This is a genomic window from Amycolatopsis sp. NPDC051071 (genome assembly GCF_040682875.1).
Classification (GTDB): domain Bacteria; phylum Actinomycetota; class Actinomycetes; order Mycobacteriales; family Pseudonocardiaceae; genus Amycolatopsis.
Map to the genome: position 1 here is coordinate 1 of NZ_JBFBBY010000173.1, position 14,393 is coordinate 14,393.

14 protein-coding genes are annotated in these 14,393 nt (G+C 68.2%); 2 read left to right on the forward strand and 12 right to left on the reverse strand.

Features of this window, described 5'->3' with window-relative positions; genetic code table 11:
- Positions 1–117 precede the first annotated feature (117 nt).
- The 12 genes from AB0M65_RS34620 to AB0M65_RS34675 all read right to left on the reverse strand — a co-directional run bounded on the left by AB0M65_RS34620 (position 118) and on the right by AB0M65_RS34675 (position 13,208).
- Entirely contained in the window at positions 118–1,920 is a 1,803-nt protein-coding gene (locus AB0M65_RS34620) for a glycosyl transferase (RefSeq protein ID WP_364037500.1), read from the reverse strand.
- Between the two features lie 9 nt (positions 1,921–1,929).
- Entirely contained in the window at positions 1,930–3,006 is a 1,077-nt protein-coding gene (locus tag AB0M65_RS34625; protein ID WP_364037503.1) for a serpin family protein, read from the reverse strand.
- Between the two features lie 71 nt (positions 3,007–3,077).
- Positions 3,078–4,349, reverse strand: a complete 1,272-nt coding sequence (locus AB0M65_RS34630) for a deoxyguanosinetriphosphate triphosphohydrolase (protein ID WP_364037506.1) — start codon at positions 4,347–4,349, stop codon at positions 3,078–3,080.
- 39 nt (positions 4,350–4,388) lie between these two features.
- Positions 4,389–5,042, reverse strand: coding sequence for a YdcF family protein (locus AB0M65_RS34635; protein ID WP_364037509.1), 654 nt, complete (start codon positions 5,040–5,042; stop codon positions 4,389–4,391).
- Positions 5,043–5,074: 32 nt separating this feature from the next.
- Positions 5,075–5,680, reverse strand: a complete 606-nt coding sequence (locus AB0M65_RS34640; RefSeq protein ID WP_364037512.1) for a response regulator transcription factor — start codon at positions 5,678–5,680, stop codon at positions 5,075–5,077.
- Positions 5,677–6,873, reverse strand: a complete 1,197-nt coding sequence (locus tag AB0M65_RS34645) for a sensor histidine kinase (protein WP_364037515.1) — start codon at positions 6,871–6,873, stop codon at positions 5,677–5,679. Before AB0M65_RS34645 ends, AB0M65_RS34640 begins: the two co-directional genes overlap by 4 nt.
- A 13-nt stretch (positions 6,874–6,886) precedes the next feature.
- Positions 6,887–7,615, reverse strand: coding sequence for an ABC transporter permease (locus AB0M65_RS34650; protein ID WP_364037518.1), 729 nt, complete (start codon positions 7,613–7,615; stop codon positions 6,887–6,889).
- Entirely contained in the window at positions 7,612–8,535 is a 924-nt protein-coding gene (locus AB0M65_RS34655; protein ID WP_364037521.1) for an ABC transporter ATP-binding protein, read from the reverse strand. Before AB0M65_RS34655 ends, AB0M65_RS34650 begins: the two co-directional genes overlap by 4 nt.
- Before the next feature lie 685 nt (positions 8,536–9,220).
- Entirely contained in the window at positions 9,221–10,609 is a 1,389-nt protein-coding gene (locus AB0M65_RS34660) for a glycine--tRNA ligase (RefSeq protein ID WP_364037524.1), read from the reverse strand.
- A 92-nt stretch (positions 10,610–10,701) separates the two neighbouring features.
- Positions 10,702–11,364 (reverse strand): class F sortase, encoded by a 663-nt coding sequence (locus AB0M65_RS34665; RefSeq protein WP_364037527.1) that lies wholly within the window; start codon positions 11,362–11,364, stop codon positions 10,702–10,704.
- A gap of 133 nt (positions 11,365–11,497) precedes the next feature.
- The gene (locus AB0M65_RS34670; RefSeq protein WP_364037530.1) at positions 11,498–12,127 is read right to left on the reverse strand and encodes a class F sortase; all 630 of its coding nucleotides are present in this window, start codon (positions 12,125–12,127) and stop codon (positions 11,498–11,500) included.
- Between the two features lie 7 nt (positions 12,128–12,134).
- Entirely contained in the window at positions 12,135–13,208 is a 1,074-nt protein-coding gene (locus AB0M65_RS34675) for a hypothetical protein (RefSeq protein ID WP_364037533.1), read from the reverse strand.
- A gap of 231 nt (positions 13,209–13,439) precedes the next feature.
- On the opposite strand from AB0M65_RS34675, the gene AB0M65_RS34680 reads away from it, so the two are divergent.
- Together AB0M65_RS34680 and AB0M65_RS34685 are read left to right on the forward strand one after the other, a co-directional pair.
- A complete protein-coding gene (locus AB0M65_RS34680) occupies positions 13,440–13,859 on the forward strand; it encodes a metalloregulator ArsR/SmtB family transcription factor (RefSeq protein ID WP_364037536.1) in 420 nt (139 codons plus the stop codon).
- 5 nt (positions 13,860–13,864) lie between these two features.
- Positions 13,865–14,278, forward strand: coding sequence for a Fur family transcriptional regulator (locus AB0M65_RS34685; protein WP_364037539.1), 414 nt, complete (start codon positions 13,865–13,867; stop codon positions 14,276–14,278).
- The last annotated feature ends 115 nt before the right edge of the window (positions 14,279–14,393 follow it).

Below are 14,393 nucleotides of genomic sequence, written 5' to 3' on the forward strand. Positions count from 1 at the left end.
ACAGGAAGGGGGCCTTCATGTACTGGGGGAAGGTGTGAAGGTCGAGTTTCCTCGGCTGAGCCGAGGGAAGGGGGCCTTCACGCGACGTGGTGTGGCCCGAAGCGACAGAGGGAAGGGTCAGGGGGTGATGGTCCGCACGTCCCAGACCCACACGCCGTCGACGAACTCGGCGGGCTTACGCAAAAGCAGGTCCACGGTGGCCCGGAAGGCGTCCTGGTGTTCACGCGGGATCAGCACGAGCACGTCGGCGTTCCAGTACCGCAGATCGTCCAGCGCCTGCACCCGCTGCGACTCGGTGATGGTCGCCGGGACACCGGTCTGCTTGATCTGGTCGAAGATGATCGACGTCGGCCGCTGGATGGCGCCGTAGCGGCCACGTTTGTCGTTCGGACCGCTCGGCCCGACGAAGTAGCCCTCCGGCATCGAATAGCCCAGCCCGGCGTCGATCTGCCAGTGCAGTGGCTCGGACTCGCCGGAACTCGGCAACGGCACGGGCACCACGGTGCCGCCCGGCGCGACGTAGGTCCGCCAGGTGCCGTCGGCGAGGAACTTCGGTGTCGGCGGCCGCTCCTTGACGACCAGTTGCGTTGGCGCCACGGGCAGCAGCACCGCGATGACGACGCCGATCCACAGCAGCCGCAAGGGGAATCGCCGTTCCCCCGAAACTTCGGGCAGCTTCGACGCGGCGGTGTAGACGCGCTCGGTCGCCAGTGCCAGCAGGGCGCCGACGAGCGGGATACAGCCCATCGCCAGCCGCGATTCCAGCAGCGATTCGAACAGCGGCAGTTCCGAAAGGAGCTTCCACGGGCCGGGGATGCCGGTCTCCTCGTGCACCACGATCAGTTCCACGCCAAGGGAAAGCCAGGCCATCACGAACATCGAGACGGCGAGTGCCCTCGCGAACACCTCGCGCCACAGCCAGACGGTGATGATCACCATCAGCACGATGAGCGGCCAGCCGAAGAAGGCGTTCTCCTCGGTGCGGTTCATCGACACGTCGGCCGCGGCCTGTGGCTGCCCGGCGACCGACTGCGTCGCGAACCGGGTGAACGCGGCCGTGTCGTTGCCGACGGGACCGTGTTCGATCGCCTGGTAGCTCTGCGGGCCGAAGAACTGCCACCACAGCGGGAACGCGCACAGCACCAGCGCCACGAGGACACCGATGCCGACCCCGATCCCCAGCGGTTTCGCCATCGGCGGGAACTCTCGGTAATTCGTCGCGAAGTAGGCGATGGCGAAGATCACGAACGCCATCGCGAAGATCAGCAATGGCTCTTCGCCGAGGAAGATCTGGTACGCCGCCAGCAGGCCGAGGAAGATCCCGTTGCGGACCGGGCGCTCGCCGCGGGCGATCTTGAACACCAGCAGCGCGATGAACGGCAGGACGAACCACGCGACGAAGTTCGGATGCGCGTTGCCGTGCGAGATCATCGGCGGGGCGAATCCGACGAACGCGCCGCCGATGGCCGCGCCGACCCGGTTGGTGACCAGATGCCGCGAAAAGACCCAGTACCAGGCCGCCGCCGTGCCGGCGAGACCGCCGGTGAGCGCGACGGCCCAGGTGACCGTCGGGCCGAAGAGGAGGGTCACCGGCGTCAGCGGGATGCCGATGCCGAGCATGGCCGTGTTGGCCATCAGGTTCACGCCGAGCGGATGGTTCTGGAACTGCGTCGTCAGCGGATTGTTCAGGTGCAGCACGTTGTCCGCGGTGACGGAGAAGAACCACTCCCACAGGTTCTGATCCGAAGCGCTGTTCCAGAGATAGCCTTTTTCGAGGTCGAGCCAGAGCCCGTTGTAGAGCAGGAACGCGAACAGCAGGAAGCCACCCATGATGGCGGCGTCGGCGGCGGCGAACCGGCCGGGCCTCGTGGGAGTCTCTTCGGCCTCCACGGCCGCCGCCTCAGCCTGGAAAAGACTCACTGACCATCCTCACGGCTCGACAACGCGGGCGAGAAAGTAGATCACACCCGTCGTGGCATGCCGCACGAGCAGGAGGAACGGGCGATCGACGGCGACCTCGAGGGGTTCGTCGACCATGATCGACGTCAGCCGCATCAGCACCGCCGTCGCGGCGGCGCCTTCGAGGCCCTGCTCGTCGATGCGGAGCACGCACTGATGGATGACTTCGGACACTTCGAGCCGGTCGTCGTCGGCGAGGCCGGTGAGATCGGCCCGCGCGGTGAACATGGTGCGCACACCGAGTTCCTGCAGCTTCCGCGTCAGCGGGCTGGCCACGTCCAGTTCGAGTTTCGGCAGTGACAGGGCGAGCGTCTTGGACCGGGTGTTCTCCAACAGCCGCGCGAGTATGCCCGCGTCGAGTTCGGCGTCGTCGAGTTCGCCGTCGGGCAGCAGGACGATCGCCTCCACCCCGCCCTCGGCGCCGAGCCGCACGACCTGCCAGCCGTCCTCGTGGGTGTGGTCGAGCTGTTTTTCGAGCCACATCGTCGGCACCGTACGGGTACCGGACGGCGCGTGGAAGTCCGCGGGCGCGGTGTTGTCACGCGCGAACGGGTTGGTCCACGCGGTTTTGAGATACAGCGCGTTGACGATGGCCGCGACGGTGTCCGGCGCGACCGTCCCTGGCTGGAGCAGTTCGGGGATCAGGTCGTGAGTCGCCCGCGCGACGTCGGCGTTGATCAGCAGGCGCGCGGCCTCCGGGTCGTCCCCGAACGGCGCGCTCGCGACCTTGCCACCCGGCCACGTCGCCAGTTCCTCGCGGAAGGAGTCTTCGAGGGGCAGCCCGTCCCAGGCCCAGAGCGTGTTCGCGACCGCGAGTTCCGGGCCGTCGTCGAGCAGCGACGACGCCTTGCCCAGCAGGTCGGCGAGCTCTTCCGGGTCGCCAAGCAGTTCGACCAGTTCTTCTCTGGTCGCCCCCTTGGAGGCCTGGGTCACCAGGCCGAGCGCGCTCGCGATCGAGTACGGCGAGAAGCACGCGTTCTCCGCGCGGCTCGCCAGCACCCGGTAGAGGTCCAGACCAAACCGGAGGTGGCTTTCGACAGCGCCCATGCCGCAGACCGTACCGTGGACTGGCCGCTCCGTCTCCTGTCGATGAGTTCCCCTTTCCCTTAGTGGTTGGCTTAGCCGTGGCGGCCGGTGTGCCAGGCGTGCCACGCGTAGGCCTGCGCGTCGGTGAGCGACGCCACCTGGTCGACGACCACCCGCAGGCGGGCCTCGTCGTCCGGGGCCGCCTCCCACGCGGGCAGGAAGAGGCCGTCCAGCGCGTCCGGAGCACGGCGGCACAGCGCCTCGACCAGTTCGGCGACGGTCTGACGCTGGCCGTCCTGCATCGCCAGTCGCCGCCTGTCACTCATCACGTACCGCAGCGCGAGTGCCTTGAACAACGCGACCTCGGCCGCGACCTGCTCCGGAATGACCAGTCGCGCGGCGTAGCGGCTCAGCGGCCCCTCGCCGTACACCGCCCGTGTCGCGCCGACGACCGCCGTCGCGAACCGGCCGACCAGTTCGCTCGTCAGCCGTTTCAAAGCGACTTGTGCCTTGAGTGACCCGTCGAGCCCCGGCTGGGTGAGTTCGGCGACCACGGGCAGGTCGAGCAGTTCCTTCGCCGCACCCTCCAAAGTGGACTGCGACTGGTCGGAAAACCGCCGTGCCGCCTCGGCCACCGCCGCGCGCTCCTCGGCATCGGCCAGTACCCGCAACGAAATCCGGCCTGCCAGCACCCCGTCCTCGACGTCGTGCACCGAGTACGCGACATCGTCGGACCAGTCCATGATCTGCGCTTCCAGGCAGGTGCGGCGCTCGGGCGCGCCTTCACGGACCCACGCGAACACCGCGGCGTCGTCGGCATAGACGCCGTACTTCGGATTGCCCTCTTCACGCTGCCACGGGTACTTCGTCGCGGCGTCGAGGCACGCGCGGGTGAGGTTGAGCCCGCCGACGACCCCGCCTTCGAGCAGGATCTTGGGTTCCAGCCTGGTCAGGATCCGCAGCGTCTGCGCGTTGCCCTCGAAGCCACCGCACGACCGCGCGACCTCGTTCAGCGCGCGTTCGCCGTTGTGCCCGAACGGCGGGTGTCCGATGTCGTGCGCGAGCCCCGCGGTGTCCACCAGATCCGGATCGGCGCCCAGTTCGTCCGCGATCCCCCTGCCGATCTGCGCGACCTCCAGCGAATGCGTCAGCCGGGTGCGCGGCACACCGCTGACCTCGGCGCCTTCACCAGGGCCGACCACCTGCGTCTTGCCTGCCAGCCGCCGCAGGGCGGCCGAGTGCAGGACACGCGCGCGATCACGGGCGAAGGCACTCCGCCCGTCTTCGGCGCCCTCCAGCGCCGCGCCCTTGGGCCGCTCGGGCAGCAGGCGCGCCCTGTCGGCCGAGGTGTAGGTGTCGCTCACCAGCCCAGCTTAAGCGCGATCACCGACACTTACCGCGCCCTAGACCTCGCCGGTACCGAACAAAGCGTCCGCCGGGGACTTCGTGAGCCGGTAGTACAGCAGCGCGCCGGTCTCGCGGACGATGTAGTGCGCCTGGGTCTCACGGGTCCGCACGATCGGGCCGCTGTGGGTGGGTGACGTCCAGGCGTCCAGGCCGAGGTCGCCGGCCATGGTCCGGGCGCGGAACGAGTGCCACGGGTCGCTGACCAGCACGGCGGTCTTCCAGCCCCGCTTCCGCACCTGCTCGGCGACGGCCTTCAGGCTGCGCAGGGTGTCGCTGCCCTCGCCGACCGGAAGCGTCGCCGACACGGGGACGCCGCGTTTGCGCAGCCACAGCGCGCCGGCCTGGGCCTCGGTGAAGTTGTCGTCGGCCCGCTTGCCGCCCGCGGTGACGATCGTCTTGGCGACGCCCTGGTCGTAGAGCGCCTTCGCCTTGGCCAGCCGTGACTCGAAGATCTCCGACGGCCTGCCGTTGTACTGGGCCGCGCCGAGCACCACGATGACGTCGGCCTGGTCGCGCACGTCGTCCCGCGCGACCTGCCAGACCCGGAACGCCGTCCCGCCGATCACCGCGAGGACGACCAGCAGTGTGCCCGCCACGATCCGGCGCACCCAGTTCGCGCGGGTGGGTTTGGTCCGTTCGGCGGTACTCACAGGCGTGATTCTCGCAGAGCCGGTCGCCGATCTCAGAGCCAGCCGTGGTCCTCCGCGAGCCGCACGGCCTCGGCCCGGGTCCGTGCCCCGGTCTTGCCGATCGCGGCCGAAAGATGGTTGCGGACGGTGCCTTCGGAGAGGTGCAGCGCACGGGCGATGTCGGCCACCGTGCTGCCGTCCTTCGCCGCTTTGAGGACGTCGTGCTCGCGGCCGGTGAGGGGACTCGCGCCGGTGGCGAGGGATTCGGCGGCGAGCGCGGGATCGACCACCCGCAGTCCACTGTGGACCCTCCGGACGGCGTCGACGAGCTGCTCCGGCGGCGCGTCCTTGACCACGAATCCCGCCGCGCCCGCCGCCATCGCCCGCGAGAGATAGCCGGGTCTGCCGAAGGTGGTACAGATGATGATCCGGCACGACGGCAGCGCGCCGTGCAGTTCGGCGGCGGCTTCGAGGCCGTCCTTGCCCGGCATCTGGACGTCGAGCAGGGCGACGTCCGGGCCGGTTTTCTTGGCGGTGGCGAGCACCTCGTCCCCGGAACCGACCTGGGCGACCACTTCGATGTCGGTTTCGAGGCCGAGCACCGTGGCCAGTGCGCCACGCACCATCGCCTGGTCGTCGGCGAGCAGGATCCGAATCACGCGCAGCCTCCAGCGGGTTCGGCGAGCGGCGCGGGCGCGTCACTGCGCACGGTGGTCTCCGGTACCTCCGCCCGGACGAGCCATCCTCCCCCGGACGGCGTGGTGGCGGTCAAGGTACCGCCGACCGCGGCCAGTCGTTCGGCGAGCCCTTGCAGGCCGTTCCCGGCAGGCTCGTCACCGCCCTGGCCGTCGTCTTCGATCTCCAGCCAGGTCTTGCCGAAGCGGACCTTCACCCGCTTCGCTTCGGAATGCCGGAGCACGTTTGTGACCGCCTCCCGGAGCACGTAACCGAAGATCCGCTGCAAGGCGGGAGCGACGTTGTCCACCGCGTGCGGCAGGTCGGCGTCGATCTCGGCCGCCCGCAACGCCGCCCGCGCCCCGACGAGTTCCGCCGAAAGCGACACCTCGCGGTATTCGGACACCGTGGCGCGGATATCCGACAGCGCACTGCGAGTCAGGCCCTCGACCTCGCGGATCTCCTGAAGCGCGCGGCCGTCGTCCTTACCGCTTTCCAGCATCCGGCGGGCCAGCCCGGCCTTCACCGTGATGGTGGTGAGGCTGTGGCCCAGGATGTCGTGCAGATCCCGCGCCAGGCGCTCGCGTTCCCCCGCCACCGCCAGTGTCGCGATCTCCTGGTTCGCCGCCTCCAGTTTCCGCACCGCACGCACCAGGTTCGCCATGAAGAACATCGCCGCCGTGATCGAGACGACCGCCACGAGATCGCCGACATCTCCTTTCCCGAGAGACAACTGGACGACCAGCACCAGCAGCAACGCCCCGCCGTCCAGGATCAGGGCCCACGCCGGCGGCAGGGTGAAGGCCAGTACCGCCGTCGCGTAGATCAGGACGTACGGGTTGCCCTCGTGCAGGAAGGTCACGACGAGGCCGATGAGCAGCATCGCCGCCGAGAAGCCGTAGGTCATCCGGCGCCGGTTCGGCCGCAGGACGAGCGGGAACAGGACGTAAAAGGCGCCGTAGAGCACCAGGAGGACGGCGACCACCAGTTCCTTCACGGTCGCCCCCGCGGTGAACAGGCCGACACCCGCGGGGATGAGGCTCGGCAGGACGAAGGCGGTCCCGAGGATGAGCCATCCCGCCGGCCGGGGTCCCCGGCCGGTCCGCGGCGGCATATCCGACCACCAGTTCTCGCGGGTGCTCAGACCCGTCTTCACCCTGCCCGGGTAGTCGTTCACCAGTTCACCCTTCTCAGACCCGCGCACTGTCCTTACGGTAACGCCTGATCACCAACGCCCCGAGCACCGCCGTCCACGCCGCGAGCACACCGAGCGCGGCCGGGAAACTCACCGGGAGATGGTCGGTGACGACCGGGCGGACCAGCTGGATCAGCCAGTACGTCGGGGTGATCTGGGCGAGGTCGCTCATCCACGACGGCATCCCGTCGATCGGGATCCACAGCCCGCCGAGGAAACCCATGCCCATCATGACGATCATGTTCATCGGCTGCATCGAGTCCGGCGTGCCGAACTGGCCGAGCAACAGACCGAGCAGGACCAGCGGGATCGCGCCGAGCCAGATGCCGAGCACCAGCCGCGACCAGCCGGAGGCGTCGAGGTGGACGCCCTGGAAGAGGACACCGACCAGCGGGACGACCAGCAGCGACGGGAGTGCGACGAGCATCGCCGAAAGGGCCTTGCCGCCGAGGTAACCGGTGCCGGTCAGCGGGGTCAGGCGCAGCTGGCGCTGCCAGCCCGTGGAACGCTCGATGGCCAGTTTGGCACCACTCGTCATCGCGGCGGAGAAGGTGCCGAAGGCCATCATGTTAACCATGATCACCCCGGCGAAGTTCGCGTCGGACACGGCGAAGACGTTGGTCTGCAACAAGAACATCAGCACCGGGAAAGCGATCGCGAAGAGCACGAACCGCGTCGAACGGAAGGTGCGGACGATCTCGGTTTTGAGATAGGTCGGGTTCATCGGACGGCTTCCTCGGCGTTTTCGGTGGTCAGGGAAAGGAACGCGCCTTCGAGGCCGACAGCGCTGATCTCGATGTCGTGCGCTTCCGGGACGCGGGTCATCAACGCCCGCAGGGTGGCGTCGGAATCGGAACTGGAGATCGCGACGCGGTCACCCCGGAATTCGAAACCGGTGACCGCGGGCAGCCCGGCGATCACCGGCTCCGCCGACGCGGGCACCGCCGCGCGGACCGTGCGCCCCCCGGCCAGCGCACGGACCTGCGCGACCGAACCGTCCGCGACGATCCGCCCCGACCGCATCAGCACGACACGGTCGGCGAACTCTTCGGCCTCTTCGAGATAGTGGGTCGCGAACAGGACCGTGCGACCGGAGTTCGTGTACTCGTACATGGACTTCCAGAACTCGCGGCGCGTCCCGACGTCCATCGCGGCGGTCGGCTCGTCGAGTACCAGCAGATCCGGGTCGCTCACCAGCGCGACCGCGAACCGCACGCGCTGCTTCTGACCACCGGAAAGCTTGGTGGAGCGCCGGTTCCCGAGATCCTCGACCCCGGCGCGGCGCAACGCCTCCCGCACGGGCATCGGCTCGCGGTGCAACGCCGCGACCATGCCGACCGTCTCGGCGACGGTGAGATCCTCGACGAGCGCGCCGCCCTGCAGCATCGCGCCGATCATCCCGTCACCGACCGCGTCACCCGGCTCACGCCCGAAGACGGTCACGGTGCCGGCGTCGGGTTTCGTGAGCCCGAGGATCATGTCGACCGTGGTGGACTTGCCTGCCCCATTGGGGCCGAGCAGCGCGACCACCTCGCCCGGCGCGATCGTGAGGTCGAGCCCGTCCACGGCGTGGACGTCGCCGTAATGCTTACGCAGGCCGGAAAGCCTGACTGCCGCCCCAGCGGTGATGTCTTGTTCTCGCATGCTTCGAGCTTGTCGTGCGGGGGCGCTCGTGCCGTGGGCCGCGCGTCACGACCTGAGGGTGACAGTTGTCAGGGGTGGGCCCGGTTTCGTGCCCCTGCGCCCCTCCCGCACACATGTCATGAGGGGTCCCCATAAGACATTTTTCGTCCTATGGGGACCCCTCATGACACTCAGGTCTGCCGACGCCGGGTGGGTGCGCCCCTCTTGTCTGACCAGAACCCGGTGTCGCGAAAGTGGCTTCGCAACACCACCGTGGCCCTCACGGAGACCCGGCACGCCACGCGGGTCAGGGCTGGCCACGGGGCCCGGCCGCACCTTGGCTATCCACAAAGGACACTTCCCGGTGCCCAAATGACCGATTTGTGCAAAAATGTGCGGTTCGCGATCGGGGTCGTGAGTGATTTGGGTCGTTCTAACCCTCCTTATCACTCACGACCCTCCCCCAAAGCCGCACAAACAGCCCCAACCAGACACCGCAAGGGCGAAAAGTGTCCTTTGTGGATAGTCAAGGAGCGTCAGGTCTCCCTGACGAGTCCACTGTCGCCGCCGAACCCGCCCCGCCATGTTTGACTCACCCCTCAATAACCCTCTTTCCGGCACTCACAACCCCGCCCCCATGCGATGAACGGCCCGTTACTCGCGAAATTCGCAAGTAACGGGCCGTTCATAGCACGCGTGAGAGGCGTCAGCAGCCGATCAGGCGCCCTGCCAGGTAAGCCTCGAGCTTGTCGATCGCGACCCGCTCCTGCGCCATGGTGTCGCGCTCGCGCACGGTCACCGCGAGGTCGTCGAGCGTGTCGAAGTCGACGGTGACGCAGAACGGCGTCCCGATCTCTTCCTGGCGCCGGTACCGCTTGCCGATCGAGCCGGCGTCGTCGAAGTCGACGTTCCAGTGCTTCCGCAGCGTCGCAGCGACGTCGCGCGCCTTCGGCGTGAGATCGGCGTTGCGGGACAACGGGAGGACGGCGACCTTGTACGGCGCGAGCCGGTAGTCCAGCTTCAGCACGGCGCGTTTGTCGACGCCGCCCTTGGCGTTGGGGACCTCGTCCTCGTGGTACGCGTCGACAAGGAACGCCATCATCGACCGGCCGACACCGGCCGCGGGCTCGATGACGAACGGGCGGAACCGCTGCTTCGAAGCCTGGTCGAAGAACGACAGGTCGACGCCGGAGTTGTTCGAGTGCGTCGTCAGGTCGTAGTCGGTGCGGTTCGCGATGCCCTCGAGCTCGCCCCACTCCTGGCCCGCGTTGAACGCGAACCGGTACTCGATGTCGACGGTGCGCTTCGAGTAGTGGGAGAGCTTTTCCTTCGGGTGCTCGTAAAGACGCAGGTTCTCCGGCTTGATGCCGAGGTCCTTGTACCAGTCGGTGCGCGCGTCGATCCAGTACTGGTGCCAGGTCTCGTCCTCGCCCGGCTCGACGAAGAACTCCATCTCCATCTGCTCGAACTCACGCGTCCGGAAGATGAAGTTACCCGGCGTGATCTCGTTCCGGAACGATTTGCCGATCTGGCCGATGCCGAACGGCGGCTTCTTCCGCGCGGTGGTCTGCACGTTGAGGAAGTTGATGAAGATGCCCTGCGCGGTCTCCGGACGGAGGTACGCCACACCCTCCTCGGACTCGACCGGGCCGAGGTAGGTCTTCAGCATCATGTTGAAGTCACGCGGCGCGGTGTACTCACCCCGGGTACCGCAGTTCGGGCACGGGACCTCGGACAGGTCGTCCTCGGTCGTCTCCTTGCCCGTCCGCGCGGAGAAGTCCTCGGCGAGCTGATCGGCGCGGAAACGCTTGTGGCAGGAGAGACATTCGATCAGCGGGTCGGTGAAGACGTCGAGGTGACCCGACGCGACCCAGACCTGGCGCGGCAGGATGACCGAGGAGTCGAGGCCGACGACGTCGTCCCGGCTCTGCACGACGGTCTTCCACCACTGGCGCTTGATGTTGTCCTTGAGTTCGACCCCGAGCGGACCGTAGTCCCACGCCGACTTGGTACCGCCGTAGATCTCTCCACACGGGAAAACGAAGCCTCGACGCTTACACAGGCTGACGACGGTCTCGATGGTGTTCGCGGACACTCCACGCTCCGAAGCATGCGGGGACGGTTAGGACTTGGAACGACAAGACTAACCGCCCGTCCCCGCACGACCTCCGGCGAGGTTGGAACGGGTCAAGGACGGCTGACCAAAGAAGCCGTGACGATGCGGTTGTCCTCGTAGCCGTCGGTCCCGCCGACGTACTCGCCACCGCAAGTGACCAGCACCAGCCGGTGCGGGCCGTCCGGCCCGAACAGCTTCTCCGACTGCTCGGCCAGCTTCGTCTTGTGCACGGTGACGACCTCGCTGATCTTGTAGACCCATTTGCCGCCGTCGGTGTCGACGAGACTGACCTCCTGGCCGGTCTTGAGCCGCCACAGTTCGTCGAACGGGCCTTTCTTGCCCTTCCAGTTCACATGGCCGGAAAGCAGGGACGCGCCCTGCTCGGCGCCCAGTTTCGAACCCCACCAGGTGGCTTCGTCGAGACCCTCGGGGATGGGGAGGGTCCCGTCGGCGGTCAGTTCCTTGCGGATCAGTTTCGCCGTGCCACCGCCGGGTAGTTTGACCGTGCCGGGCGACTGGCCCGTGTCAGCCGGCCCTACTGGGACCTCCGCCGCCGACGTATTCGCCTGGTCCTGGGCCGCCGCGACGACCGGATCACTCTTTCCGGTGAACACGAGCACCGCGACCACGGCCGCCACCACGAAGACCCCCGCGCAGGCGAGGATCCATCCCAGCTTGGAGCGCTTCTTCGGCTGCTCCCCACTCGTCGCACCGTCGTCGAACTGTCCCACCATCGGGTATTTCTCCTTGCTCGCTTCAAGCCGCCGGAACGGCCGGTGTCGCTAGACACGCGACGCGAGCTGACGCGGGTTGCACCGACTTCCCGCAAGTAGTCCTCTAGTTGCGGGAAGGAGTGGGGGCCGGGCGTCAGGCGGGAGGGCCGGAGACGGGGGTGGCGACGACGACCCGGTTGTCCCGGTAGCCGTCGGTCCCGCCGAGGTAGTCGCCACCGCAGGTGACCAGCACCAGCCGGTGCGGCCCGTTCTGGGCGAACAGCTTCGCCGCCTGCGCGGGCAGGTCGTTCTTGTGCACGGTGACGACCTCGCGTACGCGGTAGACCCAGATCCCGCCCGCCGCGTCGCTGACGGTCACCTCCTGGCCGTCCCGCATCCGCCACAGTTCGTCGAACGGGCCCTTCCCGCCACCCCAGTTGACGTGCCCGGAGATCAGCGCGGTCCCGGAGTCGGCGCCGAGCCGCGCACCCCACCACGCCGCGTCCTGGAGACCGCGCGGGATCGGGAGGACGCCGTCGGCGTTGACCTCGGATCGGACGAGCTTCGCCAGCCCGCCTTCGGGCAGGCGGATGGTGCCGGGCCGCTGTCCCCGCGTCGAACTGTCGGCGGGCAGCGCCAAGGGCGCGCCCTCCTCCCCCTGCAGGACGGCGGGTTCGGCGAACGACACCGAGGATTCCGGGGGTATCCAGGTCAGCACGATCACGCCCGCGGCGATGGCGAGCGCGGAGGCGACGGCGGAGAGTCCCGCCAGCCAGTTCCGCATGGGAACGCTACTTCTCCCGCACCGGGACGGGCTTGCGGCGGCGGTACAGCAGCATGGCCGCGGCGCCGATCAGGATGCCGGCGCCCAGCAGCCCAAGCCCGGCCACGGTCCGCGTCGGGTCGGCGGTCCGCGGCGGGATACCGCCCGCGGGCACGGTCCCCGGCACCGCCGGTTGCTCTGGCGCCGCGCCCGGACCGGTCCCGCCCGCGGGTTTCGCCACGAAGTTCTTCGGGATCGAGCAGCTCACCCCGCCGAGCACGATCGACGTGCGGGCCTCGCGCAGGTCCTTGCCCGCCGAGTCACGCACATGCGTGACGATCTCCAGTTTCCAGCCCGCGGCCGCGGTGACGTCGCCGTTACGCCAGCCGTCCTGCCGGATGAGCTGGTCGAAGGCGGTCACCCGGGACACGGTCAGATCGGAGCTCGTCTTGTCCTTGCTGACGTTCTCGTTCTGGACGGTCGACGGCGGGCCGAGCTTGAGCCCCTTGACGTCGACACCCGAAGCGCCGGACTGCTTGAGCGCACCGTTCTCGTCGCGCACCCAGATCTTGCCAACGCTCGTCGACGACGTCGGCTTGCTCGGCGAGGTGCAGTCCACGGCGCTCTTCGCGCCTTCCAGCACCAGCACGGTGTTGTCGGCGGGCTTCGCGCCGCCGCGCCCGTTGTCGACCAGGGCGTAGTTGCTCTCGGCGAGCGCTGTCGGGACGGTGGTCTGCCGCAGCGCGGCGAGCACGTTGTGGTCGCGGGCGGCGATACCGGCCGGGTACGGATTCGCGGCCGTGCCGTAGCGGCCGAGGTTGACGTCCCAGTTGCCGCCGAACGTCTTCCGCTCGCCTTCGTCACGGGGAACCATGGTGCGATCCGGGGAGAGTTTCGACTGACCGGGGGTCAGCGGCGAACGCTGGGTCTCGGTGATCAGCGAACCCGAGTTCCCGATGCGTATCGAAGCCACGTTCGCGAACGACACGGGCCCGGACTTCTCATCGACGGCCTTCGTCGTCTGCGCCGAGGCGAGCCCCGGAACCGACACCAAAGCGAAGGCCGCCGTCGCGGCGGCCAGCTTCGTCACGAAACGAGTCATGTCTCCCCACTGCCTCTCCGTGCCCTCCGAGCGCGGTCGTCAGCGTAACGAGAAGCGACGAAACGCTCCGCGACAACCTTGCACCGTTAGCGACCACATGCGAAGCGGAATAGTCATTTCTTTGCGAAGTCACCCGAATGGAGCAGTAACGCGGCCGCCAAGTGGTCGCCCGGTCGGCGAGCAGACCACCTCTGGCGGGAACACTAAGATGGAGCCGAGGTGTTACTGGCAATGACTTCGGAAATCATGATGAACTTGGAGGCGGCGATGGCTACGGTGACCCCGGACTCGGCCGCCCCTGGCTTCACGGAGGACTCCGGACCGCATTCGACGGCGCGTCCCCCCGCCGAACCGGCGGCCTCGGCCTCGGCAGGCATTCTCGCGGACGCCGGCGACCTGCTCCGAGCGCTCGCCGCACCCGTGCGGATCGCCATCGTGCTGCAGTTGCGCAGCGCGGACCGGTGCGTGCACGAACTGGTGGACACCCTCGACGTCGCACAGCCGCTGATCAGCCAGCATCTGCGGGTGCTGAAGACGGCCGGCGTCGTACAGGGCGAGCGACGCGGCCGTGAGGTGGTGTACCGGCTGGTCGACGATCACCTTGCGCATATCGTGGTCGACGCCGTAGCCCACGTTCAGGAGGGGAAGTGAGCAGCATGAGTCCCACGACAGCCAACAGTTCCGCGCCGGTGCCGGGACGCCGGTCGACGAAACAGCGGTCCGCCGTGGTCGACCTGCTCAAGGAGATCGACGACTTCCGTTCCGCCCAGGAACTGCACGACGAACTGCGCAAACGCGGCGACGGGATCGGGCTCACCACGGTGTACCGGACGCTGCAGTCGCTGTCGGAGGCCGGGGAGATCGACGTCCTGCGCACCGACACCGGCGAGGCCATCTACCGCCGCTGCTCGTCGCACCACCACCATCACCTGGTGTGCCGTCTGTGCGGCAGCACCGTCGAGGTCGAGGGCCCCGCCGTCGAACGCTGGGCCGAGAAGATCGCGTCGGAGCACGGGTTCTCCGACATCAGCCACACCGTGGAGATCGTCGGGACCTGCTCGAACCACTGACGCCACGGCGCTGCCCGCGTTTCACGCGCCGCCTCTTGCTCGCCCCAAGTACGTGAACTTCGACCCGTCCATCGAAACCAGGAGTACCGGGCAGAGGATCACCAGCAGGCCGAAC

Bases quoted from the DNA above. Each gene is read 5' to 3' on its own strand.
- AB0M65_RS34625 (WP_364037503.1), bottom strand. From the start codon at position 3,006: ATGGGCGCTGTCGAAAGCCACCTCCGGTTTGGTCTGGACCTCTACCGG.
- AB0M65_RS34650 (WP_364037518.1), bottom strand. From the start codon at position 7,615: ATGAACCCGACCTATCTCAAAACCGAGATCGTCCGCACCTTCCGTTCG.
- AB0M65_RS34655 (WP_364037521.1), bottom strand. From the start codon at position 8,535: ATGCGAGAACAAGACATCACCGCTGGGGCGGCAGTCAGGCTTTCCGGC.
- AB0M65_RS34665 (WP_364037527.1), bottom strand. From the start codon at position 11,364: ATGGTGGGACAGTTCGACGACGGTGCGACGAGTGGGGAGCAGCCGAAG.
- AB0M65_RS34670 (WP_364037530.1), bottom strand. From the start codon at position 12,127: ATGCGGAACTGGCTGGCGGGACTCTCCGCCGTCGCCTCCGCGCTCGCC.
- AB0M65_RS34675 (WP_364037533.1), bottom strand. From the start codon at position 13,208: ATGACTCGTTTCGTGACGAAGCTGGCCGCCGCGACGGCGGCCTTCGCT.
- AB0M65_RS34680 (WP_364037536.1), top strand. From the start codon at position 13,440: ATGACTTCGGAAATCATGATGAACTTGGAGGCGGCGATGGCTACGGTG.
- AB0M65_RS34685 (WP_364037539.1), top strand. From the start codon at position 13,865: ATGAGTCCCACGACAGCCAACAGTTCCGCGCCGGTGCCGGGACGCCGG.